Genomic DNA, 24723 nt, shown 5'->3' with positions numbered 1-24723 from the left:
TTTTTTTATCCAAGAGGTATAAACCAATTAAAAACAATAGTATTATGAAACATTGCATTAGAATTACCACCTTATTTTTATTCGCTATTATAATAAGCACCACCAATAGCTTCGGAATAAACAAAGAAATCAAACCGCTTAAAAACACAGAACCAAACCCTATTAGTATAGAAACTATTGGACAAGGAAAACCTATTTTATTTCTTCCTGGTTTTGCAACTCCGGGTTCTATATGGAAAGAAACTGCCGTCAATTTAAATATAGATAGAAAATCTCACTTCTTCTCTTATGCAGGTTTTAATGGTAACAACCCCATAGAAATGCCTTGGTATGCTTCTATCAAGAAAGCAATACTAAAATATATAACCGACAATAATATGCAAGACGTTCTTATTATTGGTCACAGTATGGGTGGAAATCTAGCCGTAGATATTGCTGCGGAATTACCTAATATTATTTCAAAAATTATAATTGTAGAAGCATTACCTTGTATGCGAGAAGTGATGATGCCTCATGTACCTGCTGAAAGTCTATTTTATGAAACCCCTTACAATACACAAATGCTGGAAATGGACCAACAGCAATTTAAAAATATAGCAGTTATGATGGCTTCCAACATGACACTAAAAGAAGATAAAAAAGAGGTAATAACCAATTGGATGGTAGAAGCCGACCGAAAAACTTGGGTTTATGGATATACCGATTTACTAAAACTAGATTTAAGAAATGTATTACATAAAGTGACATGTGAAACACTAATATTAGGCGCATCGTTTCCAGATGTAAACATAGCAAAAGAAAACTATGAAAAACAATACACCAACTTACCTAACAAAACAATACTAATGGCTACCAACAGTAAGCATTTTTTAATGTTTGATCAACCAGAATGGCTTTATAAAACAATAAATGATTTTTTAGTGCATGAAAATAAATAAGAACGAAAATTTTGAAACCATATATCGTGAGCAACACCCAATGGTTTTACAAATGTGCTTGGGTTTTGTTAAAGGCGATAAAGATGCTGCGAATGATTTATCCCAAGAAATTTTTATTAGCGTATGGAGTAACTTAGACAAATTTAGAGGCGCATCTTCCTATAAAACTTGGATTTACAGAATAACAGTAAACACATGTTTACAGTATGTAAAAAAAGATAAAAAAGTAAGAATACTTACGCCCTTAGAAATAGAAAACCAAACGTCTATTACGAATTCCGATACCACGGAAAAAGATAATATATCGCAGCTATACCAAGCCATTGGACAATTAAAAAAAATAGATCGTCTAATAATTATGATGGTTTTAGAAAACCAAGATTATGATAGTATATCTGAAGTTATAGGAATTAACCCCATAAACGTTAGAGTAAAAATACACAGAATAAAAAAACGTCTTGAAAAAATAATGAAAAATGAATAACGATTTTAAAAACTTACAAAGTAAGTGGGAAGACAGCAAAAAAAGCATGGAACCTGCCGCTATAAACTTAGAGAACTTATATAAAAAAATAAAGCGTAAAGAAAAAGAGAACTACTTTTTCTATTATGGTACTATTAGTATTTTGCTAATTACACTAATTGTCATTTCCTTATTCTTTATTTATGTAGCTCCTGTAGAAGAAGTATTAAGTAAAATTGGAGCAGGGTTAATGATTTTAGGTTTAGTCTTTAGAATAGGTATTGAAGTACTTAGTATTCATAAAGCTAGACAAATAAATGTGTTAGATGACACCTTAAAAACGGCAGAGAACTCGATACATTTTCATCAATTTAGAAAGACCATTCATCAAGTTATTGCACCAATAATAATTGTTTTATACACCATTGGTTTTTTTATGATTACACCTGAATTTAGTGCTTATATGGAACTATGGAATATTATACTAATTGATATCTCCTATGTCGTTATTGGAATAATTCTTTTTATCGTGATTAAAAAAGGAGTCAACAAAGAAATGCAAAAACTAAGCGATATTGTGCAATTAAAAAATGAAATAACGGAATAAGCATTAAGAATAAACTACTAACATCGTTACATATTAATTGCTAAAACACAGAGTTTTCACAACACAAAACACAATTAAAATGCTAATAATCAACACTTAAATGCACCATGAAATAAGATTAACCTATCTTGTTAGGTAGAAAACATGAAATTATAGAAATCAACAACACTTAATACATGATAATTACGCCAATTCCGCCAGATTTGTATGCATACGCAGCACCTGATGCTGCGCATGAGGGTAATACTAAAATTAATATTACCACCCAAAATGCAGCGGTTAGTTTAGCAATTCAAAATGAAATCGAGCATATTAAAAAATTAAAATATCAGATTGTTATCGTACCTGGTTTTACTCCCAGAGATATAACCAATCCACAAGGCGTTAATAAGAAAGAAATGAAACGATTGGAACGCGCTATAAAAGCCATGCGAAAATTCAATATACCTGTAATTATGGTTTCTGGAGGTAATGTTCGTCCGCCAAAAACACCAAAAAATGAGGCTTTTGGTATGAAACAGGCATTATTACAAAAATTCAACCTCAACGAAAGTCAGATAGCCATGGATCCATACGCTAGAACTTCGGTAACCAATATGAGAAATTGTGGCAGGTTTATGATTAAACATAATCTGGTAAGAGCGTTAATTGTAACCTCTTTTGGTCAGAACTTTTATTTTGGAGCGCAAGCAATAACCACCTATCAATCTGCAAGTAAAAAAACCTTAGGTTATAAGGTTGGAAAGTTTCGTTTTTTATCGCTTTACAGAACGAGCTTTATTCCAAGTATGGATGTATTGAGAAGAGATGATAATTCATTAGACCCATAAAAAACATTCTTTTATTTGAAATTCATATGATTCTGCTTGAAAGTTATAATAAGACTTTCGTCGGAAATATAAGAAACTTCGCATCGAACTAAAACGATCATTATTTATGTACAAATCCTTATAAATCAGATTTTAGAAGAAACAATACTCCCTTATTAAATTTCTATTTCTTTGGTACCTTGGTATCAAACTCTGAAAAATTCTTCCTTTTTAAGGAAACGCTTAGACTATACCTTAGGAAAGCGCAATTTTTATTCCGAGTAAAATAAAGGCTAAACCGCTTAATTTATTTATCCAAATACCTGTGGTTGGATTGTTTTTAATTTTTTCAGAAAAAACACTTGCGAATAAACTTAAGCCTATATACCAAATAACACCAATGCTAGCAAAGGTAAAACCCAACAAAATAAATGGAATAGGGTTTTCTATTTGATTCGGATTAATGAATTGAGGAAAAAAAGCCACAAAGAATAATGCAACTTTGGGATTTAATGAGTTTGTTAAAAATCCGGACCAAAAATCATTTTTCGAACTTTGCTGCTTCTTTATTTGGGTATCTACGGTTAAAAACGCTTCCTTTTTTATCAGTTTAAAAAAACCTAAATAAATTAAGTAAGCAGCGCCTACAAATTGAATTAATGAAAATGCGAATGCAGATTTAGCGATCAAAACAGACAATCCCAATGCTGCAAAAAAAGTATGCGTCAAAACACCTGTATTAATACCTAGCGTAGCATAAATACCAGATTTCTTACCTTGACTAATAGACTTATTTAGTATAAACAGCGTATCTATTCCTGGTGTCATAATAAAAAATAAAGCTGTTATTGCAAAAGTGATAAAATTTTCAATTCCCATAATCTGTTTTTTTATTTCGTAATTAAAACAACAAGACAAAGAAATAATTTTGACACCTTTAATAAAATACATATTTTTAACCAACTAATGCAAAAAACGCATTAATCATGACGATTCAACAAATAAAGTATTTTCTAGCGCTTGCTAATGAGCTTCACTTCTGGAAAACTTCGGAAAAGATATTTATTTCCCAATCTACATTAAGCAGGCAAATTAAATCTCTAGAAGACGAACTAGGAATACAACTTTTTGAAAGAGATAAAAGAAATGTAAAACTCACGGATGCTGGAAAATTTCTACAAGAAAACTGGACAAATGCCATAAACAATTTAGATCAGATACAAGAACAGGCAAAAAAAATTGACCAAGGAACTTCTGGTTTTGTTTCCATATCGTATCCTGGTTCTATTGCATTTAGTTTTTTACCAAAATTCCTGAGTGTTTTAAACACCAATCTTCCGGATTTAAAATTAGAGCTGACAGAACCAACAGATGAAAATCACGAAAAATTATTGTTAGATTATAAAACAGATATTGCCTTTAATAGAGATGAAATAAAAAACGCGAATATTGAATCTTTAAAGTTATACGCCGAACCTATTTGCTTGGTTGTACCAAATAATCATTGGTTAAACAACGAATCGATACAAGACCTTAGTGAGTTAAAGAACGAAAAATTCATTATATCTGGTTTGCATCAAGCTACTTTTTTCGCCTCCCTTTTAAGGAACTTATTTAACAAGCATGATTTTGAGCCCAAAACAGTTATTGAATCTGATTTTGGCGGCATGATTTTAAATCTGGTATCTAAAGAACTAGGAATTTCTATTCTTCCATATTCCTTTAAATTTGCCAACACACACAACGTGAAATTTATTGAACTTAATGAAGAAATAAATTTATACATCAACTGGCGAAAAAAAGAACCAAACAAAACAATAAAGCGATTAATTGATTATGCCAAGAATATTGAAATAGAAACTAGTAAAGTATAAAAATAAAGAAAACGCTAGTTTATTTCTAAACATAGCGTTTCCTAACCAACAAAAAACTTCTTTAAAAACTCCCTTAAAATTTTTCTAGATTATATAGCATATATCGTTACTTGTTGGCATATAATAGATTCATCTTATTAGAAGGTATAACTAATACTTCCTTTTATAAAAAACGGTGTACCAGGTGTAAAGTGAATTTCTTCAACAGACTGTGCTTCGTTTTGTAATCTAGATTCTGTTGCAAATTGTGTTTCATTCCAATCTAGGTCAAACATATTTTCTATAACCATACCAAGAGTTACGTTATTAAAGGTATAGTTAACATTAAAATCGGTTACAAAATAACCTTCAGCAACTATAGAATCATCTTCATTTGCCGGTCTATCATCTATAAATCGGTATCTAATTCCGCCTGAAAAACCATTTAAATCTTGAACAGACAATCCTCCTGCCATGGTGAAATCTGGTGCTAACGGAATATAATTTGCTCCATCTGGCTCTTCTACACTCCTTGCATGTGTAAGTGTTGCATCGGTATCGAAATACAGCCAATCATTAAATTGATAGCGCAATCCTAAATCCAATCCGTAACGTTCACTTTCTCCACTTGGCTCTACAATTCCTGCATCTCCAACATATACAAATTCTTGTTCTGAAAATAAATACCATAAGGCAGAGTTCACTACTAACTTTGAAAATGGCTTCCAGATATTTCCAACATCTACTCCGTACGCTCGTGGTAAAATTTCTTTTCCATTTTCTGCTACTACTACTCTAGTATCGTTGGAATGAAATCCAATTCCCGACTTTACAAACAGTTGTAAATTGTCTTTTGCATCATAGAAAAAATTTAGTTTCGGACTAAGGATTGTTTTTGTTTCGGATAGTGTGCCTTGCGTAGGCTGTAATTTATCATTATACATAAACTTAAAATAGTCTAAACGTAACGCTGGAGCGATTGTAAGCTTCCCTAATTCTACCTCAGCAGAAACAAAAGCGTCTAAATTGGTTTGGTTAATATCTCCTAACTGCACAGGCTTTATAACGGTTGTTTTGTTTAGTGTTTTTGTTAATTCGGTATCGTTTGCAATATCGTGTCTTAAACCTAATCCGTAGACTAATTTTAATGGAGCATTACCTACAACTAAATCTTTAGTAATCTCTGTGTTTACGCCAAAAATGTGTCTGTTTTCTTTTTGTTTTATCTGATCTCCATGTATTGGATCTTCTAAAAAGAATGTAAAATTAGAATATAATTCAAAAGCATAATGCGAATAAAACGCATTGGTTTTAAGTTTTGTATGCTCTGAAATATATTTGTTATATACCACATTAAAGTTTGTACGTTCTGTGTTACCACCTTCGGTATCGTCAATGGCTCCAAAACGAGAAATGTTTCCATTATCTACTTCTCTTTGCGGTATTTGCCCAGAAGCATCCCAACGACTTGTAAAATGCGAAGCCGTTAAAGAAAGCTTATTATTGTCTGGTGTGTACATTACATATTTACCAAAAAGATTTAATCGGTTAAAGTTTTGAGGCGACTCAAAAGGTCCGTCTGTTGCAATATATTCTGCCGCTATGTATGCATTTTGATTTTGCTTATCTTCTAACAAGTTGAACATAGCCAACGTTTTTAAAGAATTAAATTGTCCTGCAGAAACTTTAATAGTGCTTTCTTTTAAATAATCTTTAGTTGAAAAATCTACATATCCCGCAGTATTAAAATCACCTTCTTTTGCATAATAAGGTCCTTTTCCAAAATCTATTTTATTTATGGTTTCTGGAATCACAAAGTGTAAATCACTATATCCTTGACCATGCGCATGCGAAACCATATTTACTGGCATACCATCTACACCTATGGAAATATCTGTTCCGTGATCTATATCAAAACCTCTTAGAAAAAGTTGCTCTGCCTTTCCTCCTCCTGCATGCTGACCAATAATTAATCCTGGTACTTTTCTTAATATCTCTTGTGATGAATTTACTGGTGTAGTTGCTAAATCTATTTTTGTAATCGTATTCACAGCATCTAACTGTTCGGTTAGAACAAGCTCATCTAGCATCAATGTTTTACTTTCTAAAGTAATTTCCAATCCTTTATAAAGATGACTTTTAGCAACAATTATAGTTTGCTTTTTAAAACCAAGTAATCCTATATTTAAGGTATCCCCAACGGTATTATTTTCTAAAATAAAAATCCCGTTTGTTAAGGTATGTGCGTGTGTATTTGCATTGGTATTAAACACATACACATTTTCTAAAGGCTGTATAAAATTATCTGTTATTTTCCCTTTAATATTTTGTGCAAATATTGTAGAAACGGAACAAAATAAGATGATCGCTAGTATTATATTTTTCATATTTAAATTTTAAAATAAGCGAAATTAAATATTTTTTATTTCTTTTTCTACTAAAGGACCAAGTTCAAAGCTGCTTTCCAGTAATTCTTTTTTAAGTTTTTTAGCTTCCGATAATTTACCATTCGCTTTATATATTTTTGCTAGATGATACATCGCTTCTGGTTCAAAGGTTTTATTTAAAACGTTCTCTTCAGCTATATGTAACGCATTTTCGAAATGTCCTTTATTATAGTATGTCCAGGCTAATAAATCATAAGATTGTGCTGTTGGTCTATTTTCAATTTCTAATCGAGAAAGTGCTAAAGCTTTGTCGGTAAGGTTTAATTCTTCAGCAAATAGTTTTGCGTTGTATGCATTATACATATCGCCATATTTAGAGTTGTTAACTGCTTCGGCGTATAATGTTAAGTTTTTTGTTTTAGCAGATGTATCGTTACTATATTCTGCTATTTCTGCTTTTAGTAAATAATAATCTGGTGCAATATGTTCTTTTGTTATGGTATTTAAAATACGTAGTGCCTCATCCGGATTACGCTCATAAGAATATACTATCCAAGCAATACCTTTTTTTGCATAGGCATCATTTGCATTTATGGCTAATGCTTTTAAATAGTAGTTGTATGATTTTTCTATTTGTCCGTCATGCCCGTAATAATCCGCAATATTAGTATACGCCCATAGCATTAATCCTTTGTTTTTAGACGACTCTGCAATTGCCATTGCTTTCTCCATATATTTTATGGTAGACGTTAAATCTCCTTCATGATCACTCCATTTAGACAAGCGAATTAAAAATCCGAAATCGCTTAGATTTTTTACCTGTGCTAAATAATGAGATGCTTCTTTAGCGTTTCCTAATTCTAAATGCACATCAAATAGCATTTTTTGTGTTCCTTTTAAGTTTTCACCAATAGTTTCTGCTTTTTCTAAAAGCGTCAATGCTTCTTTAAAACGGTGTTGTGAAATATAGTTTCTAGCTAAAGCACGCAGATAACCAGAATTAGTATAATTAAGTCTTTCATTAGCCTTCATTAGGCTTTCTTCTGCATGAATTAAATAATCAATATTTCCTGTTGCAGTAAATAACTGAGATTGAGACGCTGCTAATTTTACTAAATAAGGATATTGATTAGGTTCTTGTTCTAGCTTATTTTCCCAAAATTCATGATCTCCTTGAATAGTTTGCAATGTCTCGCTCTCTGTTAATTCTAGATATGCGCTGTAATCATTTAGACTTGTTATTTGCTTATTACTTTTATTACAGCTTGTTATTGTTAAGACTAGTAATAAAATAAATAGTAGTTTATAATTTGCTGTTTTCATTTTGTTGGTTTTTGTTGTTTTGTTGGTTGTAATTGTAGGTAGTCTGGTTGTTTAAAAAACATTAGAGTGCGCTATACACACTCTAATGCTATTATATATTTTACCAAGCAGAAGCTAAGTAAGGAAATGAGGCAGAAAAAGGCTTATCGTTAGCATCTACATTATCGTTAGATAATTGCGGATTTTCAGTAAAATCTTCACCACCAAATATTAATAATAATTCTACTGTTATTACATCATCGGTTAAATTTCTTCCGGTTAACAATGCTCCAGATACTGGATTAAAAAAAGTAGTTTCTCCATCTAAAGAAAGATTAAGTACATCTGTAGCTAATAACCCTGTAAATTCTGCAGAAGTTTGCATTAAAGCATTCCTATCTCCTGGATTAGCAAAAGCAGGGCTTAAAGCTTCTAAATTATTTTGAAACATAGTTTGAAAAGCAGCACTCTGCGTTGATGGTGTAGTTACATTAAATGTGTTTTTACTAGCCGCACCAACAAATACAGTATTCACAGCTGGTCTACCCATTTGGTCTTGTTGCGCATACGTTCCAGAAAAGTCTGTTTCTGTTGTTGTCATTTCTACACTAGAATTATCATCATCGCTAGAGCAGTTAAATGCAAAGGCTGAGATTAATATTGCGCTTAGTATTAATTTTATATTTTTACTCACGTTACTTCTATTGTTTAAGTGTTCGTGAAAATTCTTTGAATTTTTCATAATTGTACGTTTTAAATAAGTTAGTTTTTATTGTTTTGTTTTCGCTTCTACCCAAGTATTGATAGTTCCTGAACCACCAACCATAGATTTTGGCACTTCTACTACAATAGACATTACATTTGTTCCAGCAAAGGTGTCTGAACCTGGACTATTAAAGCTTGCCGCATTACCTGCAATGATCTCACCGTACTGTGCAAAATCCATAAAGAAAGGATCATCACGAGGACCAGCGAAAAAAGTCATTCCTGCGTTTGTTGTTGCTATTGCACCCATTCCATAAGTAGAAATAGCTACCGATGATTGTACTGCATTTGTTTCGATAGCACTATCTAGTCCTACACTTCCTGGTGCCGTTGGACCAAAGAAATACATTTTACCATCTCTTGGTATTGCTTGTATTACTAAGTCTTCTACATTATCACCTGTTGTGTCCATGTTAAATTCTATTAATACATTTTCATCAAATGCTGCTGAAGCTGTTGCACTAGGGCTTAAAAGTCCTTGTACATTTGCAATAAATACAACATTGTTTGGGTCTTGCGCTTGAAATGCGTAGAAATCTGTGATATCTGCTGCACCACCTGCAACTGCTGGAGCTTCAATGTGATCTGCCGCTACCATAAAGAAACCAGCTATTGTTAAAGCTCCAATTCCTAAAATAATTTTTAATTTTTTACTCACGCCATTAAAATTGTTTGCGTGTTCGTGAAAACTTTTAGTGTTTTTCATAATAAATGAGGTTTTAGTTAATTAATTTTTGACTCTCAACCATACCTACGCAAAAAAGATAAAGTCGGTTTTAAAAAAGTTTAAATAGTTTTCTTTTACAGAAAAAATTATCTTTACACCAACTTAATAAATCAACTATGAATCCATCGGCAAATGGCTGGATAAATAAACTAGTAAAAACGCTAGAAGTCAATAATACTCTAGAAGAATCTTCTAATAATGCCTTTTATTTAGCATTAAGAGAAAGCGGATTTATCTATGGAAATAATGTTGGTATAGTTGAAAATTTATTGGATAAAAAAGATTTTACAAATGAAGAAATTTGTAAAACCAACCTTTTCTTGGCCCTATATTTTTCACATAAAAAGATAGATAATTCGGAAAACTTCATAGATAGCACTATAGAATTCTATACGCAGATTGAAGAATATAAGACCTCTTACTTTAAAGAACTTCTAGGTGAAAAAAAATCGGCAGGACTATTAGAAAAAATAATTCATAAGCGGGTTTTAATTGATGACAACCTCATCTCTAAAAGCTTTAACTATTTTATTACAAATGCCCTATTATATATAGATGTACTTGCCTACAAACACTATTTAAGGAATAAAACAATAACCGTCAACTATATTAAGAATTTAGAATCTTCACTAGAGACTATTGTTTTATGTGTTTTAAATGCGAAACAAACGAAGAGCGAATATGACACTAGTTTAATTAAACTATTTGAACAATCGTTACGCTATCAAAAGAAATATAATATTACCTATATTCAAGCAATATCTTTTATTAATAGCGAGTTTGAAACGCAGTATATAATAGACATGGCTTGTATGGCAACTTGGACAGATGCATCTATTGATAATAAAGAACATGCCTTTTTAAACCAGTTGGGAGCAGATTTACAATTAGAACAGAAAACGGTTAGCGAAGCTAAAGCCTCTATTTCTCTGTTTTATCATACGTATAAAGAGCAGATTGTTTTGCTTGGTTCTAAAAATATTGTAAAAACTTTTTACGATAATTCGAGTAAAATGGTAAGCAAGCTTATTTCTAGAAATAGTAAGCGTTTGTATAAAGAATTGGGTGAAAGCAAAGAGTTAGTGCGTTTAATCTCCCAATCCACGGTTAGAGATCTAAGCGAAGAAGAACAAAAAAAAGTACAAAGTCAGTTATTAGATATCTTTAAATCGATACCAAGTTTGGCTATTTTTATGCTTCCTGGCGGCGCATTATTACTTCCTTTAGTTATAAAGTTTATACCAAAATTATTACCTAGTGCTTTTGATGATAATAGAATTGAAGAAGATTAACGTTTATGTGCTCTATTTTCTATATAATTTAAAATAGCGTCTTTAGTGGTAAACCAAACGCGACCTTCTTTATGTGCATCTATTTTACCTTGCCTTGCTAACAAACTAACATATTCTTGTCCATAAGGGACATCTGGTTCTTTAACAATATTAGAAATTGCATCGTACTCTTGATCATTATTAGGAATAGTACTTAAATAAATATTTAAACTACGCTCTACAGCTTGACACATAAGTAACATAAGCTTAAGATACTTACCGTTATTTGCTTGATTTAAAGCTTCATAATATTTTTTCCTATCTGTTGTTAAAATAATAGCTGGAGGAAAACCTGCTTTCATTAATAGTAAATTCATAGCAAGACGAACGGTTCTACCATTACCATCAAAAAACGGATGAATATGTACAAATTGGTGATGAAAAACTGTAGCTAACTCTACGGCATTTAATTGCATAGGATTTGTATTCACAAAATCCACCAAGTTTTCAAGTAAATCTGAAACTTTTCGTGCATTTGGCGGAATAAAATTAGCACCAGAAATACGAACAGCAGCATTTCGCAATCTACCAGCAAAATCATTTTCAATTGCTCTTAAAACTAAAGCATGCAAAGACAATATATCTTTACTGTTTAGTTTATAACTAGGCTTAATTAAGCCATATAAATAATGTATTGCATCTTCATGGTTTTTTGCTTCAAAGTGCTCACGTAAAGATTTCCCTTTTATTGTAATACCTTCTTGCAAAACCATTTGTGTTTCACGTAAACTTAAAGTATTACCTTCTATGCTGTTAGAATTATACGTCCATTCTATTAATAAAGATTCTCTAATGCTATTTAACGAAGCACTAGGCAAAGGTCTGGCCGTATTTAAAAGATTTAGCTTGTCTTGTAATCTTAAAAAGGTTGTGTTTAATTCTTCTCTGTATGTTAACTTAAATTCTACCACATACAAATATACAAAATCGGAAGGAGAGTAAAAAAAACCTTGCCGATATTATAAATTTATTCCAACCAGTTTTTAAAATCCTTAACGCGCTCTCTTGCAACAATTACTTCTTGTTCGTTAAAGGAATTTAATTTTATTTGTAAACGCGAATTGGTGTAGCTTACCATATCTTTTATTGCATGAATGTTTACAAAGAATTTTCTGTTAATTCGGAAGAATTGCTGTGGTTCTAATTCGTTTTCTAATTGTTCTAGCGTTGTATCTAATAAATAGTTTCTTCCTTCTGTAGTATATAAATACGTTCCTTTGTTTTCACTGTAGAAACACTCAATATCCTCTATATTAATGAGTTTTAAATGTTGTCCGACTTTAACTGAAAATCTTTTCTTGTATTCCCGTTCTATAGGATTCACTAAAAGTTTTTTAATATCCTCAAAATCTAAAGTAACACTTTGTTGTTTTGGAATACGCGTTTTGTACTTGGCAACTGCTTTTGCCAAATCCTCGTCGTCAATAGGTTTTAATAAATAATCGATACTATTTAATTTGAAGGCTTGCAAAGCGTATTCGTCATAAGCAGTAGTGAAGATTACGGCGGATTGAATATTGATACTTTCAAAAATCTCGAAAGATAATCCGTCACTTAATTGAATATCTAAAAAAATAAGATCTGGATGGGCATTTTCATTAAACCACTGTATAGATTCTTCTACAGAATGCAACATGGTTTCTGCCTTTACTCCTAAAGTATCGAGCATACGCTGTAAACGTCTTGCAGATGGCTTCTCGTCTTCTATAATTATTGTTGTCATAGTACTATTTGCGTTAGCGATTGAAACGTTATCCTTTTTATGTGGTTTTTACTGCGAAAGCAGGAAGAACTGCATAAAAAGATTTAAGTGGAAAGCGCGACCCTTGTGGTAACGCCCAAAAATTACTCCCATTTCTGATTTTCTTCTTTCTCTAAATATTCTTGCACTTTTTTATCTTCCCAATTCTGACCAAAAATCATATTTTTCCCAAAAACGCCCATGGCATGAAAAGCGATTCCTATGCCCCAAAACGTCCAAATGGCAAAGGTTCCAAATTCAAAAAAAGAATCATTAAAAGATTTCCCTTCATTTAAATCGCTAGAAACTTTACTCACGGTAATAAAAATGTTTACCGCTAAATACCAAAAAAAATGCCAGTAGAAACCTTTTAATTGCTTGACACGTTTTTTAGCTTTATCATAAGCTTCTTGACTACTCTGTTGGTTTTCGTTGTACATTTATAAACTGTAATTTACGTTCATGATTTCCTTATTTAATCCCATTGTTGGTGTTTCTCCTCCTTCTCCATAAACTTCTTAATCTTACGTGCTTCCCAATCACTACCAAAAACAAAGTTTGGTAAGAAAACAGAAAGAGCATGTATAATAATTGCGATTCCCCAAGTACCAAAGGTTATAAAATTATGCCATTGAAAATAACTTTCGCCAGGATCTAAGTTTTGAATGTTTATATAAACAAATATTAGATTTACTATACTATAAATCAGTAAGTGCGTATAAAAGCCTTTTATTCTTTTTACTTGCTTTCTTGCGCGTTCTATGCGGTCGTTATTAAAAGATTTTGTGTCCATAATTATCGCCATTTATTTTGTTGTTCTTCTCTTTCTAAAATCTCATTTATTTTTCGTTCTTCCCATGTTTTACCATAACCAAATACGGTAAATCCATGAATTACAACTCCCATTCCCCAACCAAACATTGGAAACCAAAACCATTGAAAATTCCATGAAGTTGAGTAGTTTATAAATATTAGAAATGGGATAACTAGGCAATAGGAAGTTAGGTTGCCATAAAAGCCTTTGATTTCTTCTACGCGTTTTTTTGCTCTATAATAAGCGTCTTCTTTAGTGTTTGTATTTATACGTTCCATACTTGTGATTTGTTTTGTTAGCATCGGTATTGCGACTGCAAAACGGTTTGCTTCTTGATTGATGTGTACTTTTTTGGTAGTTAATAATTGGTAACGTTGTGTAATATTATTTAAACCAACACCACTACTCTTTTTCACTATTTGCTTGATTTGCAAATTATTCTCCACGATTAGATTTCCATTTTCTTCATATATTTTTATATGTAATGGTTTACTAGAAGTAACAATATTATGCTTGACTGCGTTTTCTAATAGCAGCTGCAGCGATAATGGTACTACTTTACTTTCGGGATTGGTGGCTTGCTTCGGAATTTCAAAAACAATACTATCTTCAAATCGCATTTTTAAAAGCGACATATAGGTTTTTGCGAATGCCAATTCTTCATCTACAGAAACTAGGTCTTTATTTTTTTGCTCTAAAACATAGCGATATACTTTAGAAAGCGATGTGGTAAACTTTTGTGCGTTGTCTGGATTCTCTTCAATTAAACTTGTTAATACATTTAGACTATTGAATAAGAAATGCGGATCTAACTGATTTTTTAAAGCATCAAACTTTGCACTTGCCGTTCCTGCAATTACTTTTTGTTCTTTTACTTTTTGTTGCTGTAATTTGGCGAAAAAATAAAAGGCATGAAATGTAATAACAATAGAAAGTGTAATCCATACACCAAAAGAATAATTCCTCCAACTTTCTTTAGTTATAAAGGTTTCAAAAGTAGTCCCATCATAAACCACGGCGGTCATTGCTCTTAAAATAAACAAACCGATAAGTGTTATTATTATGGAACCTACAATTCCTATAATTAGACGTGTAACACTGATACTATTTTTAGTTTCCCATGTTCTATTTTCTAAAAAATTAAAATAGTACATATTAGAATACCCTAAAACGAATGCATACAACTGGTAAAAGCCAAAATTGATTGAAAAATCTTGAATACTTTTAAATGCAAATCCGTTATAAAAAGCATTACCAATAACAAATACGATACAGCCTATTGCAAATGTTAATATTATATTTTTCAGGTTTTTACTCATGGCTCTTAGTTTGTGTATTCTGTTCTATTTACAGCTTGCAATAATTTCTTGGGCGCGTTCTCTACCCCAATTTGGATGAAATTCTGTTTCTGGTTTAAAGGTAGCAAAAAGTTCTAAAGCTCTTTCTACTTCTGTACAAAATGGTTGGATGTCTTGCCCAAAATAACGTGCGCCACCAATATTCCAATCTGCTTTGTTTAAAACAACTCTTGGGTTATTGGGTGCTAATTTTTCTGCTTGTGCATATAGCGCCATGACTTTAGCCGAATACATCATACCATAAGTTGCACCATCGCTTGCCACATAAACCGTGTATAATATGGCTTGCATTACCATGATTTCGGGATTGTCTTTAGAGATTGCAGTGGCATCATTTAAAAAGCATTGTGCTTGATCTAGTTGCACTTTTAAAGCATCTGCATCTTGCATTTTACGAAACCCATCTAAAATTAGAGTTTCTGCTGCATAATAAGGAGGCAACCAATTATCTGGTTCTGCTTTTGCGATACGTTCAAAAAGTTGCGAAGCTTCTATAGGATTCGTTTTCCAAAGGTCTAATGCTTTATGCATGCCTTGTTCGTATTTGGTTTGTGCAGTAACGATACTTGTTATCAATAAAGTTACAATGATGATTAGATGTTTCATTTTATATTATGGTTTTAATGGTTATACAAATATCTATGGAATCTACTTGTTTTAAAAAAGTGTTCTACTGAACTGTTATTATTTTAGGACAGACTGTTATAAATTATCTAACTGATTATCGGTTCCTTTTTCACTAATAGTCCAGAAGAATCCAACAAAAAAGAATTGATCGGTTGCAGGACGTAAACTTCTACTTGCAAAATTGCCATTTATGTCTGGTGTGTTTGCAAATTGATAACCGTTAACATTTTTAAAACCTAGCGCATTGTTTACCGATAGATACAGTATTTTTTGTGGCGAAATCAAATATGCCCAGTTAATACTTAAGCTATTGTATGCTTTTGTTTTCTGATCTAAAAAACCGGTTGTATTCGGATTGCTATACGTTCTGCCAGAAGCTAGAGAATAACTCATACCTACTTGACTTCTCCAATTGTCAATCCAATATTTACCAACGACGGAAAGATTGTGTGTATTCGCAAAATTTGGCTGTGCAGATTTTGAATAATTAAGGTAGTTTCTCTCACTATCTAAAAATGAATAACTCACCCAATAATCTACATTTTTAATGCTATTGCTATCTCTCCAAAACAAATCGATTCCTTTGGCAAAACCGTATCCTTTGTTGTTATAATTACTATCAAAGCTGGCAAAATCGCTATCGTATTTCACTAATTGATCATAATCTTTATAATAGGCTTCTGCACGAAACAATTGTTTTTTACCATTATACTGATAGTTTAAAATATAATGCGAAGTCTGCTGCGCTTGCAAATCTTGTTCAAACTTTAAGATGCTACTATTAGGGTTCTGATAAAAATCGCCATACGCCAACGAAACCTGACTTTTTGCTGACGTTTTATACGCCATCGAAACTCTTGGAGAAAGTGTTACTTCATCAAACAACGCGCTATGTTCTAATCGCAATCCAGCTTTTAAGGCTAGTTTTCTAGAAAAGAAAATATCTGCTTCGGTGAATGCTGCGCTAATATTATTGTTAAATCCGTAATCTACGGAAGGTGTAAAAGTATCTTGATACCCTTCGATAAAATTGGTTGCTAAATATTCAGCACCAAAATTTAATTTAAAACGATTATTAAAACGATGTTTCAGTTTTACTTTACCATGAAAAGAGTTTTGTGTATCTTTAATAGCTGCATCGTCGATGTTTATTTTATCGTTGGCAAGTGTATAACTCATTCCGGTTTCTAAAGTCCAAGAGTCGCTTAACATTCCTTTATAGGAACCATTAAAATACAAGTTGTTATTTTTCAGTTTAAAGTGCACACCTTCAGAAGCATTTATATCTTCCTGTGTCAATTCAAAATTAGTAGATTCAAAAGCGGTATATAATTTTAACATGCCGTTATTGACTTTCTGACGAAAAACAGCCTCACCAGAAGCAAACTCGGCAGGTTTCTTCCAATCGTTTCTACTTTTAAAAACAGCATTATAAGGCGCCAAATTAATATAGGAAGCATTGACACTTAAGGAGTTGTTTTTCCATTTTTGCGTATTACCAAGAGAACCTCCAAGCGTCATAATACCAATATCGGTTTTTTCTTGATCGGGTTCTCCTGTAGTATTTAAAAGTAAAACACTAGATAATGCTTGTCCGTACTCTGCCGAATACCCACCAGTAGAAAAAGTAATTCCGTCAAACAAAAATGGAGAATAGCGTCCGCGAGTTGGTGTATTATTGGTCGTTGGACTATACGGCGTAAAGACTTTGATACCATCAATAAATATTTGTGTTTCTTCTGCTTCTCCGCCACGAACAAAAAGTCTTCCATCTTCGGCAACTGTTGTAGTTCCTGGTAAGGTTTGCAATGCACCAACAAAATCACCCAAAGCACTTGCAGTGGTTACTACATCTAAAGGTTTTAAAGCATTTACTTTTGAGTTATCTCCTGCTGAAAATGTTCCTGCAGAAAGAATCACTGTGTCTAGAGAATTAACATCTTCCCGAAGCTTGATTTTTAAATCTTTCATATACGAGATATCGCCAAGCATGGTGTAGGTTTCAAAACCGACAAAAGATACGAGTAGGTTTTGCGTTCCGGTTTCTTCGGTTTTAAAAGAAAACTCCCCTTTGCCATTGGTTGTTCCGCCGTCATAAGTACCTTCTAAATACACATTAGCTTGTACAATCGGATTATTTTTAGCATCGGTTACTATTCCGCTAATGGTTTGCGCAGCAAGTGAACAGCTGAATAAAAAGCTGAAGATTAGGATTACATTTTTCATAATTGACTGTTGGTTAATGAATCATTACTGCAAATATGTAACAGAAAGCAATGCTTAGAAATTAAAACCTACCGAATTGTAAAATAATACGGCTGAGATGTAAACGGATGACAAAATACGTGGCAGTACGTATTTTTTAAACGAAATAAAAGGTATAACTTTATGCAACAAATACAAGGTATGACTACAGAACGAAATAATGAGAATCCGCAATTAATATCGTACAACCTTTTAAGGCAACTCATTGGACTTCTCGGAATTATACTACCAATATTATTAGTCGTTGGTGCTTTCTATTATGGCAATTGTGAGATTGTACAAAGCTCGATAAGTGATTATTACCATACGAAAATGCGAAACATATTAGTAGGTGTTTTATGCGCGGTTGCATTTTTTATGTTTACCTATAAAGGCTATGATATTAGAGATAGCATTGCGGGAAACCTTGCTTGTGTATTTGCGCTTGGTGTTGCCTTTTTTCCTACCGGAGTAGACACCCTTTCAGAATGCGCAGAACAATGCATTGTTTATGAACCTTGGATAAAAGCCGTACATTTTACTTTTGCAGGATTGTTTTTCGGGGTACTTATCTACTTTTCCCTATTTCTATTTACAGCATCTAAAACCCCTAAAGCGGAACTGGAGCCACATAAAAGAAAACGAAATATCATTTTTAAAACTTGTGGTTATGTGATGCTTGCATGTGTGGTTTTAATTGCTTTATACTTTTTCTATTTACAAGAAAAATTTCCAGAACTACAACATTTAGATCCTGTTTTTTGGTTAGAAAGCATAGCACTTTGGGCTTTTGGTATTTCTTGGATCACGAAAGGAGAACTGATTTTGAAGGATGATGAAACGGATAAGTAATAATAAAAACTTCTTATAATGGGAGTTGGCAATAATTAAAAAAACATTAAAATGAATCAAAATATATTTTTTACTTTTTTAATAATACTATGTACGTTTTCATCTTGTAAAAAGGTAAAGAAAGCAAGTTCACCAGCGGATCTTATGAGTAAACTAGAAATTGCCCTTGCATCTAAAGATGCAAAGACAATAGAAAAATATCTAATAACAGATTCTATTAGAACCCCAGAAATGGCTCAAGCATTATCGGAACTAATTGTAGCGATAAAAAACCCTACTCATAAACACCATTTTGCTAATCTTCCACAACCTTCACTAAATATTATGTTAAACTTATTAATCAATAATGAATTTTCTTATTTAAAAAACGGAAAATACAATGAACAACTTGAAGAGTTAAAAGTTGAAACAAAAGTAGCAAATCCCACTAATACATCTACAGTAACAGTTGTAGATATTGTAACGGTTAAGAAAACTAATAATGGATTTAAGTTTTGGCCTTATGCCATTGATAATAGTGCGATAATTTATACTAATGAAGTGTATAAACGGATTCCAGAAGCCATAAGTACGGACTCCATTACTCAAATAAAAAATATCAACCGTCTATTAGAGTTATATGTACCTGAAGAAGATAGAACTCTGAGAGAATAGAAATAATGGTAGCGGATAGGACTTTGAACGCCAATTGGGTTTCTACTGAAAATAGAGTACCAGCAATTTTTATTCTTCATGGAAACGGAGAGTCACTATCGGATTGGAAACCTTTACAAGCATATTTACTTAAAAAAAAGATAAAGCAATTACAATTTATATGAGCGAGGCTTTATCAAAATTCGCAGGAAATAAATAAAAATACATGGAAATCAAAACGAATGGACATAATGATGTTTATGCATTCTCTAAGGATAGTACTTGGAATCCATTTTTTGATTTTATGGAATAAAGTGTCAGCTGCTAAAACCGTATAAAATTTATTCTTGTTACTTTCCTGAAACGGAAAATCATTACTATTAAATAAGGTGTCTTTTCTTTTTGCTATCTTTAATTACACACAAAACGTTAGCAAAAACGGAATATAAAGATGAATAGAAAGGATAGAATACAAGACTTTTATAACAAGATGCCATCGATAAACGCAAAGAATATACCTATACAGCAACTAGAACATCTAACTGTAGGATGGCGTAATAAAGATTCTGCAAATGGCAGTTATCAGGCTGCTTCTGTATATCCATTTCAAGTTTGTAACGAAATCAAAAGTGTTTTGGATGTTGGATCTGGATTGGGTAGTTTTCTTTCCTATCTGAGAAATTCTAAAGGATTTGATGGCCACTATTTTGGCGTTGAAATATTAGAGGACTTTTATACCTATGGAAAAGAAATCCATATAAAGGATGCTAAAGCAACATTTGCTTGTGTCGATTTTCTAGAAATGCCTTTATCGGATGCTAATTTCGACTGGTCCTTTTCTATCGGTAGTCTTTCTGTAATTCAAGACGATCAGAATAAAGAAAATCGCGAGACTATTCTTAAGATGTATGCTTTATCCAATTTCGGATTTAGTATATTTTTAAATAACGCAGAAAAATGCAAGGTTTTACCAGGTCATAATATTAACGCCTTTGTGGATCTAATACAACGATTGCTTCCTAATTGCAAAGAAATTATTGTCAATCCATTTGGTGGAAAAAGCCTGCAAGCGAAGACCATGATTCATGTATTAAAATAAGTAAAGCTAAATAGCATCTATTAAACTTTAAAATAAATCATTATGGCAAACGACGACTCCTTCCAAAAATTAAAAACAGATATCCATATAGTTTCCGAAAAAGAAAAAAATTTACCACATGAAGCATGGCAGGTAATACTACAAAAACAAGGACGCGTGCCAGCTAATTTGGAAACCAAAGACAAATCAAAAACCAAAAACCAAAAATAATTTAGGAGTAGAAAAGGATGCACAGTAAAAAAAGAAATAAAACAATACTACATAATTTCTGTAACCACTCCTCTTTCCTCCTATTTTCAAAAAGAAAACTGAAATTCATTCTCCTATTAAAAAAAGAGGAACGCTGCTTCATTACAAACTCCTGAAATGTTATTTATTGTTCCAACTGAAATGAAATAGGAATAGAATAAGGTACATTTACAGGTTTATTACGCTGTTTTCCAGGAATCATTTTTGGTAAAGCATCAATAATTCTACTAGCTTCCGTTTCTAAATATGAATTAGGACCTCTTGTTCTAATATTACTAATATATCCTCTGCTATCCACAATAAACATCACATACACTTTACCTTGTATGCCTAACTCTTGTGCTTGTGCTGGATATTTAAAGGTCTTTTTCACATGTTCTAATACTTTATCGTTAAAGCATTTTTTTAGTTCATTATTATTTCCTGTACAACCTGGAAAAACGGGAACATTTTCTACAACTGCAAATGCAACCTCAATCTCTTCTTCTATTTCATCTATTACTACCACATCTTTTACTTCCACCACTTCGCGCTCTTCCATATATTCTTCCTGACTGGTTTCTGTACTTTCAATAACCGTTTCTTCCACTACTTCTGTGTCTTCTACTACTGTAATTACTTCTGGAGTAGAAACCTCTACTGGAGGTGGCGGAGGTGGTGTATTTAAATTGGTAATGGGAATATCTTCTTCTAACTCTTGTTCTATTTGAACAAAATCCTGCTTCCTAGTTTCTCCTTCATAAGATTTATATTCAAAAGCTTGCCAAGTAAACAATAGCATGAGATTTATTCCAATAAGAAAATAAATACTACTGTTTCTACCTACTTCAATATTAGGATTTTTCTTTAGTTCCATAGCATTAAAATTTATAGTAATTAAATTACTATTTTTTTTAATGAAATACTATGATAATTATCAGCTTTCAAAAACCAAAACACTGACTATTAATTGGTTAAATTAAATGTTACCATAAAAAAAATTCCCGCTTTCGCAGGAATTAGTACTATTATAAAGGATTAAGAAGTTCTTGTTTTCACAAGAATTCGTTATTACCTAGAGTAATTAGGAGATTCTTTAGTAATCGTTACATCATGCGGATGACTTTCATTAATTCCGGATGCTGTAATTTTTACAAACTGGCCTATTTCTTTTAAAGTCTCAATATCTTTAGAACCACAATACCCCATTCCTGCACGTAAACCACCAACAAACTGATGAATACTTTCATAAAGTTCTCCTTTATATGGTACACGACCAACAATTCCTTCTGGAACTAGTTTTTTAATATCGTCTTCTACATCTTGAAAATATCTGTCTTTACTTCCTTGTTTCATGGCTTCCACAGAACCCATTCCTCGATATGATTTGAATTTTCTTCCTTCGTAAATAATAGTTTCACCTGGAGACTCTTTAGTTCCTGCCAGCAAAGAACCTAACATCACTGTATCTGCTCCTGCCGCAATTGCTTTTGGTATATCTCCTGTGTAACGTATTCCTCCATCTGCAATTACTGGAACACCAGAACCTTTTATTGCTGCTGCTACTTCTAACACTGCTGAAAATTGTGGAAAACCTACTCCCGCAACTACACGAGTGGTACAAATAGAACCTGGGCCAATACCAACTTTTACAGCATCTGCTCCTGCTTCTACTAAATATTTAGCGGCTGCTCCTGTTGCAATATTCCCAACAATGACATCTAAATCTGGAAACCGCTTTTTAACTTCTTTTAAAACAAGAACCACACCTTTGGTATGTCCGTGAGCAGTATCAATAATTACAGCATCTACGCCACATTTCACCAAAGCTTCTGTACGTTCTACGGCATCTGCTGTTACACCAAGTGCTGCTGCAACCCGAAGTCTACCAAAGCTATCTTTATTCGCAATTGGTTTTTGCGTCACCTTAGTAATATCTCTAAAGGTTATTAAACCAGCTAGTTTATAATTTTCGTCTACAATAAGTAGTTTTTCAATTTTGTGTTTGTTTAAAATACCTTCGGCATCTTGTAGCGAAGTTCCAACAGAAGCAGTTACTAGATTTTCGCTAGTCATTACTTCTACAATTGGTCTTGTATTATCTTTTTCAAAACGTAAATCTCTATTGGTAACGATTCCTTTTAGCGTTCCGTTTTCGTCTACTATCGGAATTCCACCAATACCATGTTCTGCCATATTTTGTTTGGCATCTAAAACTTTTGCATCTAAGGTTAAAGTAACAGGATCTGTAATCATACCACTTTCGGCACGTTTTACTTTTCTAACTTCGTTTGCTTGTTGTGCAATAGACATATTTTTATGTAACACACCAATTCCGCCTTCACGAGCAATAGCAATTGCCATAGCACTTTCGGTAACGGTATCCATAGCTGCGGATACAATTGGAATATTTATTGTGATGTTACGTGAAAATTTTGTTTGAATATTGACTTCGCGTGGAAGTATTTCGGAATACGCTGGAACTAGAAGTACGTCGTCGTAAGTTAAACCTTCTCCTACAATTTTGTTGTTGTGTGCTGTCATGTTGCAATTAAGATATAATTGCATACAAATCTACGCTTTTTTTTCATTTAAAGCTTTAAAAGGAAAAGAAGTTGCTTTAATAGTTTTTAAATACAGATTATTTTAGAAGTGCTTGCTTTCTGGAAAACAATTGCAAAAGAATAATGAAAGCGGAAAGCGAAAAGGTTAGTGTCATTAAAGTACCCGAAAACATGACAATATATTTCATCCAAAGCAATCCTTTCCATAAAAAAAAGATACCTCCAAAGGTAAGTACCACAGAAATAAATGGTTCTATCATTAAGAAAATTTTGAGTTTTTTAGGCAAGTTCGTTGTGCTTAAAATAAGTCCGATTAAAAAGAAAATAATAGCCATAGATAAAATATGTCCATGTACTAAGGTGAGCATTTCTTGTTCGCTCTTTTTAAATTTCATTATAGTTGCATCTTCATCTGCTTCATTTCCTACATATTGTTCTTCAATACCGTTAGGAGCTGCGGAAGAGGTTTCACCAACAAACAATAATCCTGTAAAAAAACCAATACTTAATATTACAACAAAGGTTGCAATAAGCAACTTAAGTTCTTTAGGAAACGTTTGAATTAAACCGTTAAGTTGCATTTATAGGATTTCTTTTTGGTGAAGGATTTTTAAAGATGCCAATAGGTTATTCATAGCATTTGTCATAGATCGCACAGAAATAGTTGCACCAGAAATTGCCATAATATTATCATTATACCGTAATTCATCTTCTTGTGTTTTTCCTATGAATTGTTTTAGCCAACGTTTGCTACCAATTTCTCCACCATAATCTTCTCTATAAATAAGCACTTTGGTTTTTAAAACAATAAGTTCTGGATCTAATAGAACCAAATAATCAAATGCATCAGTTTTACTTGGCGCTTTTGCAACGTATGCATATCCTAAAAGGGAATCTTCTGTTTTTATTTCGAATAGATTATCACTTCCAAAAGTAGCTGGTAATGTTTGCGCGATTTCCGAAGAAATAGGAATAGGATTAAACGCAAAAGCTTCTACACTAAAGGTATCTTTAATTTCTTTATCTACCTTTTTCTGCAAGTTTTTAGGCAAGTTAAAAGACAGTAAAGATATCGAGACGAATAGTATAAAAACGTGTTTCATTTTCATTGTACAAATGTATATAATTATAGCTTATTATTTATCCCTTCCGTCTTTAAACTCTTCTAGTGCTTAAAGCCACCTTCCGTTAAAAAAATGGAAGGAGTTTTAATTCTCTTTCATAACTAGTAGCAGTGTCATGATGTGACGAGGTGGTTACGCATTAGCGATTGTAACGTTATCCTTTTTTTGTTTTCATTCCTTTCTAAAAAGGAATGAAAACAAAAAAAGATTTAAGTGGAAAGCGCGACCCTACGAAGCTTTTTTGCGAAGTAGGGTAA

At 32.5% G+C, this 24723-nt stretch carries 26 protein-coding genes; 10 read left to right on the top strand and 16 right to left on the bottom strand.

The genetic code is table 11. The features are described 5' to 3' along the window. Positions 1–44 precede the first annotated feature (44 nt). From ACVCZW_RS06550 to ACVCZW_RS06535, 4 genes are all read left to right on the top strand, one after another. Complete coding sequence (locus ACVCZW_RS06550; protein ID WP_452231981.1) at positions 45–938, top strand: alpha/beta fold hydrolase; 894 nt, start codon at positions 45–47, stop codon at positions 936–938. Next, a complete protein-coding gene (locus ACVCZW_RS06545) occupies positions 925–1422 on the top strand; it encodes an RNA polymerase sigma factor (protein WP_452229345.1) in 498 nt (165 codons plus the stop codon). The genes ACVCZW_RS06550 and ACVCZW_RS06545 overlap by 14 nt, the downstream gene beginning before the upstream one ends. Then, the gene (locus ACVCZW_RS06540) at positions 1415–2008 is read left to right on the top strand and encodes a hypothetical protein (protein WP_452229344.1); all 594 of its coding nucleotides are present in this window, start codon (positions 1415–1417) and stop codon (positions 2006–2008) included. The genes ACVCZW_RS06545 and ACVCZW_RS06540 overlap by 8 nt, the downstream gene beginning before the upstream one ends. A gap of 176 nt (positions 2009–2184) precedes the next feature. Next, complete coding sequence (locus tag ACVCZW_RS06535) at positions 2185–2838, top strand: YdcF family protein (protein WP_452231980.1); 654 nt, start codon at positions 2185–2187, stop codon at positions 2836–2838. 234 nt (positions 2839–3072) lie between these two features. On the opposite strand, the gene ACVCZW_RS06530 is transcribed toward ACVCZW_RS06535, so the two are convergent. After that, on the bottom strand, positions 3073–3696 hold the full coding sequence (locus ACVCZW_RS06530; protein ID WP_452231979.1) for a LysE family translocator: 624 nt from the start codon (positions 3694–3696) through the stop codon (positions 3073–3075). Between the two features lie 107 nt (positions 3697–3803). On the opposite strand from ACVCZW_RS06530, the gene ACVCZW_RS06525 reads away from it, so the two are divergent. Next, complete coding sequence (locus tag ACVCZW_RS06525) at positions 3804–4691, top strand: LysR substrate-binding domain-containing protein (protein WP_452231978.1); 888 nt, start codon at positions 3804–3806, stop codon at positions 4689–4691. A gap of 137 nt (positions 4692–4828) precedes the next feature. Here the strand turns inward: ACVCZW_RS06525 and ACVCZW_RS06520 are convergent, their stop codons facing one another. The 4 genes from ACVCZW_RS06520 to ACVCZW_RS06505 all read right to left on the bottom strand — a co-directional run bounded on the left by ACVCZW_RS06520 (position 4829) and on the right by ACVCZW_RS06505 (position 9830). Beyond that, positions 4829–7057 (bottom strand): TonB-dependent receptor, encoded by a 2229-nt coding sequence (locus ACVCZW_RS06520; RefSeq protein ID WP_452231977.1) that lies wholly within the window; start codon positions 7055–7057, stop codon positions 4829–4831. Between the two features lie 24 nt (positions 7058–7081). Then, a complete protein-coding gene (locus tag ACVCZW_RS06515) occupies positions 7082–8380 on the bottom strand; it encodes a cell surface protein (RefSeq protein WP_452229339.1) in 1299 nt (432 codons plus the stop codon). A gap of 100 nt (positions 8381–8480) precedes the next feature. Continuing rightward, the gene (locus ACVCZW_RS06510) at positions 8481–9101 is read right to left on the bottom strand and encodes a DUF4331 family protein (RefSeq protein ID WP_452229338.1); all 621 of its coding nucleotides are present in this window, start codon (positions 9099–9101) and stop codon (positions 8481–8483) included. A gap of 27 nt (positions 9102–9128) precedes the next feature. Next, positions 9129–9830 carry a DUF4331 family protein gene (locus ACVCZW_RS06505; RefSeq protein WP_452229337.1) on the bottom strand — a complete coding sequence of 234 codons (702 nt, stop codon included), beginning with the start codon at positions 9828–9830 and terminating at the stop codon, positions 9129–9131. Positions 9831–9967: 137 nt separating this feature from the next. Here ACVCZW_RS06505 and ACVCZW_RS06500 point away from each other — a divergent pair, with 137 nt between their 5' ends. After that, positions 9968–11143, top strand: coding sequence for an LETM1-related biofilm-associated protein (locus ACVCZW_RS06500; RefSeq protein WP_452229336.1), 1176 nt, complete (start codon positions 9968–9970; stop codon positions 11141–11143). Here ACVCZW_RS06500 and ACVCZW_RS06495 read toward each other — a convergent pair. From ACVCZW_RS06495 to ACVCZW_RS06465, 7 genes are all read right to left on the bottom strand, one after another. Then, the gene (locus ACVCZW_RS06495; RefSeq protein WP_452231976.1) at positions 11140–12093 is read right to left on the bottom strand and encodes a Fic family protein; all 954 of its coding nucleotides are present in this window, start codon (positions 12091–12093) and stop codon (positions 11140–11142) included. The two genes, ACVCZW_RS06500 and ACVCZW_RS06495, sit on opposite strands and share 4 nt — an antisense overlap. A gap of 56 nt (positions 12094–12149) precedes the next feature. Beyond that, positions 12150–12905 (bottom strand): LytR/AlgR family response regulator transcription factor, encoded by a 756-nt coding sequence (locus ACVCZW_RS06490; protein ID WP_452231975.1) that lies wholly within the window; start codon positions 12903–12905, stop codon positions 12150–12152. Between the two features lie 122 nt (positions 12906–13027). Beyond that, positions 13028–13363 carry a 2TM domain-containing protein gene (locus tag ACVCZW_RS06485; protein ID WP_452229333.1) on the bottom strand — a complete coding sequence of 112 codons (336 nt, stop codon included), beginning with the start codon at positions 13361–13363 and terminating at the stop codon, positions 13028–13030. A 35-nt stretch (positions 13364–13398) separates the two neighbouring features. Continuing rightward, entirely contained in the window at positions 13399–13716 is a 318-nt protein-coding gene (locus tag ACVCZW_RS06480; protein ID WP_452231974.1) for a 2TM domain-containing protein, read from the bottom strand. 2 nt (positions 13717–13718) lie between these two features. After that, positions 13719–15056 (bottom strand): 2TM domain-containing protein, encoded by a 1338-nt coding sequence (locus tag ACVCZW_RS06475; RefSeq protein ID WP_452231973.1) that lies wholly within the window; start codon positions 15054–15056, stop codon positions 13719–13721. A gap of 24 nt (positions 15057–15080) precedes the next feature. Further along, a complete protein-coding gene (locus ACVCZW_RS06470) occupies positions 15081–15701 on the bottom strand; it encodes a tetratricopeptide repeat protein (protein WP_452229330.1) in 621 nt (206 codons plus the stop codon). Between the two features lie 96 nt (positions 15702–15797). Next, the gene (locus ACVCZW_RS06465) at positions 15798–17948 is read right to left on the bottom strand and encodes a TonB-dependent receptor (protein WP_452231972.1); all 2151 of its coding nucleotides are present in this window, start codon (positions 17946–17948) and stop codon (positions 15798–15800) included. 162 nt (positions 17949–18110) lie between these two features. On the opposite strand from ACVCZW_RS06465, the gene ACVCZW_RS06460 reads away from it, so the two are divergent. From ACVCZW_RS06460 to ACVCZW_RS06445, 4 genes are all read left to right on the top strand, one after another. Next, positions 18111–18818, top strand: a complete 708-nt coding sequence (locus ACVCZW_RS06460; RefSeq protein WP_452231971.1) for a hypothetical protein — start codon at positions 18111–18113, stop codon at positions 18816–18818. Positions 18819–18869: 51 nt separating this feature from the next. Further along, positions 18870–19472: a hypothetical protein gene (locus tag ACVCZW_RS06455; protein ID WP_452229327.1), complete on the top strand. Its 603-nt coding sequence runs from the start codon at positions 18870–18872 to the stop codon at positions 19470–19472. 430 nt (positions 19473–19902) lie between these two features. Next, positions 19903–20550: a class I SAM-dependent methyltransferase gene (locus tag ACVCZW_RS06450; protein ID WP_452229326.1), complete on the top strand. Its 648-nt coding sequence runs from the start codon at positions 19903–19905 to the stop codon at positions 20548–20550. Positions 20551–20592: 42 nt separating this feature from the next. Next, on the top strand, positions 20593–20760 hold the full coding sequence (locus ACVCZW_RS06445; protein WP_452229325.1) for a hypothetical protein: 168 nt from the start codon (positions 20593–20595) through the stop codon (positions 20758–20760). A 163-nt stretch (positions 20761–20923) separates the two neighbouring features. Here the strand turns inward: ACVCZW_RS06445 and ACVCZW_RS06440 are convergent, their stop codons facing one another. The 4 genes from ACVCZW_RS06440 to ACVCZW_RS06425 all read right to left on the bottom strand — a co-directional run bounded on the left by ACVCZW_RS06440 (position 20924) and on the right by ACVCZW_RS06425 (position 24382). Further along, positions 20924–21655: an energy transducer TonB gene (locus ACVCZW_RS06440; RefSeq protein WP_452229324.1), complete on the bottom strand. Its 732-nt coding sequence runs from the start codon at positions 21653–21655 to the stop codon at positions 20924–20926. A 194-nt stretch (positions 21656–21849) separates the two neighbouring features. Continuing rightward, positions 21850–23322, bottom strand: coding sequence for an IMP dehydrogenase (guaB, locus tag ACVCZW_RS06435; RefSeq protein WP_452229323.1), 1473 nt, complete (start codon positions 23320–23322; stop codon positions 21850–21852). Between the two features lie 97 nt (positions 23323–23419). Then, positions 23420–23923 carry a hypothetical protein gene (locus tag ACVCZW_RS06430; protein ID WP_452229322.1) on the bottom strand — a complete coding sequence of 168 codons (504 nt, stop codon included), beginning with the start codon at positions 23921–23923 and terminating at the stop codon, positions 23420–23422. Further along, positions 23924–24382, bottom strand: a complete 459-nt coding sequence (locus ACVCZW_RS06425; RefSeq protein WP_452231970.1) for an FMN-binding protein — start codon at positions 24380–24382, stop codon at positions 23924–23926. Positions 24383–24723: the final 341 nt, after the last annotated feature.

This window comes from Lacinutrix sp. MEBiC02595, from assembly GCF_053601555.1.
This window is presented reverse-complemented; position numbering and strand designations above follow the sequence as displayed.

Excerpts from the sequence above, each read along its gene's own strand:
- ACVCZW_RS06550 (WP_452231981.1), top strand. The coding sequence starts at position 45 with ATGAAACATTGCATTAGAATTACCACCTTATTTTTATTCGCTATTATA.
- ACVCZW_RS06545 (WP_452229345.1), top strand. The coding sequence starts at position 925 with ATGAAAATAAATAAGAACGAAAATTTTGAAACCATATATCGTGAGCAA.
- ACVCZW_RS06540 (WP_452229344.1), top strand. The coding sequence starts at position 1,415 with ATGAATAACGATTTTAAAAACTTACAAAGTAAGTGGGAAGACAGCAAA.
- ACVCZW_RS06535 (WP_452231980.1), top strand. The coding sequence starts at position 2,185 with ATGATAATTACGCCAATTCCGCCAGATTTGTATGCATACGCAGCACCT.
- ACVCZW_RS06530 (WP_452231979.1), bottom strand. The coding sequence starts at position 3,696 with ATGGGAATTGAAAATTTTATCACTTTTGCAATAACAGCTTTATTTTTT.
- ACVCZW_RS06525 (WP_452231978.1), top strand. The coding sequence starts at position 3,804 with ATGACGATTCAACAAATAAAGTATTTTCTAGCGCTTGCTAATGAGCTT.
- ACVCZW_RS06520 (WP_452231977.1), bottom strand. The coding sequence starts at position 7,057 with ATGAAAAATATAATACTAGCGATCATCTTATTTTGTTCCGTTTCTACA.
- ACVCZW_RS06515 (WP_452229339.1), bottom strand. The coding sequence starts at position 8,380 with ATGAAAACAGCAAATTATAAACTACTATTTATTTTATTACTAGTCTTA.
- ACVCZW_RS06510 (WP_452229338.1), bottom strand. The coding sequence starts at position 9,101 with ATGAAAAATTCAAAGAATTTTCACGAACACTTAAACAATAGAAGTAAC.
- ACVCZW_RS06505 (WP_452229337.1), bottom strand. The coding sequence starts at position 9,830 with ATGAAAAACACTAAAAGTTTTCACGAACACGCAAACAATTTTAATGGC.
- ACVCZW_RS06500 (WP_452229336.1), top strand. The coding sequence starts at position 9,968 with ATGAATCCATCGGCAAATGGCTGGATAAATAAACTAGTAAAAACGCTA.
- ACVCZW_RS06490 (WP_452231975.1), bottom strand. The coding sequence starts at position 12,905 with ATGACAACAATAATTATAGAAGACGAGAAGCCATCTGCAAGACGTTTA.
- ACVCZW_RS06485 (WP_452229333.1), bottom strand. The coding sequence starts at position 13,363 with ATGTACAACGAAAACCAACAGAGTAGTCAAGAAGCTTATGATAAAGCT.
- ACVCZW_RS06480 (WP_452231974.1), bottom strand. The coding sequence starts at position 13,716 with ATGGACACAAAATCTTTTAATAACGACCGCATAGAACGCGCAAGAAAG.
- ACVCZW_RS06475 (WP_452231973.1), bottom strand. The coding sequence starts at position 15,056 with ATGAGTAAAAACCTGAAAAATATAATATTAACATTTGCAATAGGCTGT.
- ACVCZW_RS06470 (WP_452229330.1), bottom strand. The coding sequence starts at position 15,701 with ATGAAACATCTAATCATCATTGTAACTTTATTGATAACAAGTATCGTT.
- ACVCZW_RS06465 (WP_452231972.1), bottom strand. The coding sequence starts at position 17,948 with ATGAAAAATGTAATCCTAATCTTCAGCTTTTTATTCAGCTGTTCACTT.
- ACVCZW_RS06460 (WP_452231971.1), top strand. The coding sequence starts at position 18,111 with ATGCAACAAATACAAGGTATGACTACAGAACGAAATAATGAGAATCCG.
- ACVCZW_RS06455 (WP_452229327.1), top strand. The coding sequence starts at position 18,870 with ATGAATCAAAATATATTTTTTACTTTTTTAATAATACTATGTACGTTT.
- ACVCZW_RS06450 (WP_452229326.1), top strand. The coding sequence starts at position 19,903 with ATGAATAGAAAGGATAGAATACAAGACTTTTATAACAAGATGCCATCG.
- ACVCZW_RS06445 (WP_452229325.1), top strand. The coding sequence starts at position 20,593 with ATGGCAAACGACGACTCCTTCCAAAAATTAAAAACAGATATCCATATA.
- ACVCZW_RS06440 (WP_452229324.1), bottom strand. The coding sequence starts at position 21,655 with ATGGAACTAAAGAAAAATCCTAATATTGAAGTAGGTAGAAACAGTAGT.
- guaB (WP_452229323.1), bottom strand. The coding sequence starts at position 23,322 with ATGACAGCACACAACAACAAAATTGTAGGAGAAGGTTTAACTTACGAC.
- ACVCZW_RS06430 (WP_452229322.1), bottom strand. The coding sequence starts at position 23,923 with ATGCAACTTAACGGTTTAATTCAAACGTTTCCTAAAGAACTTAAGTTG.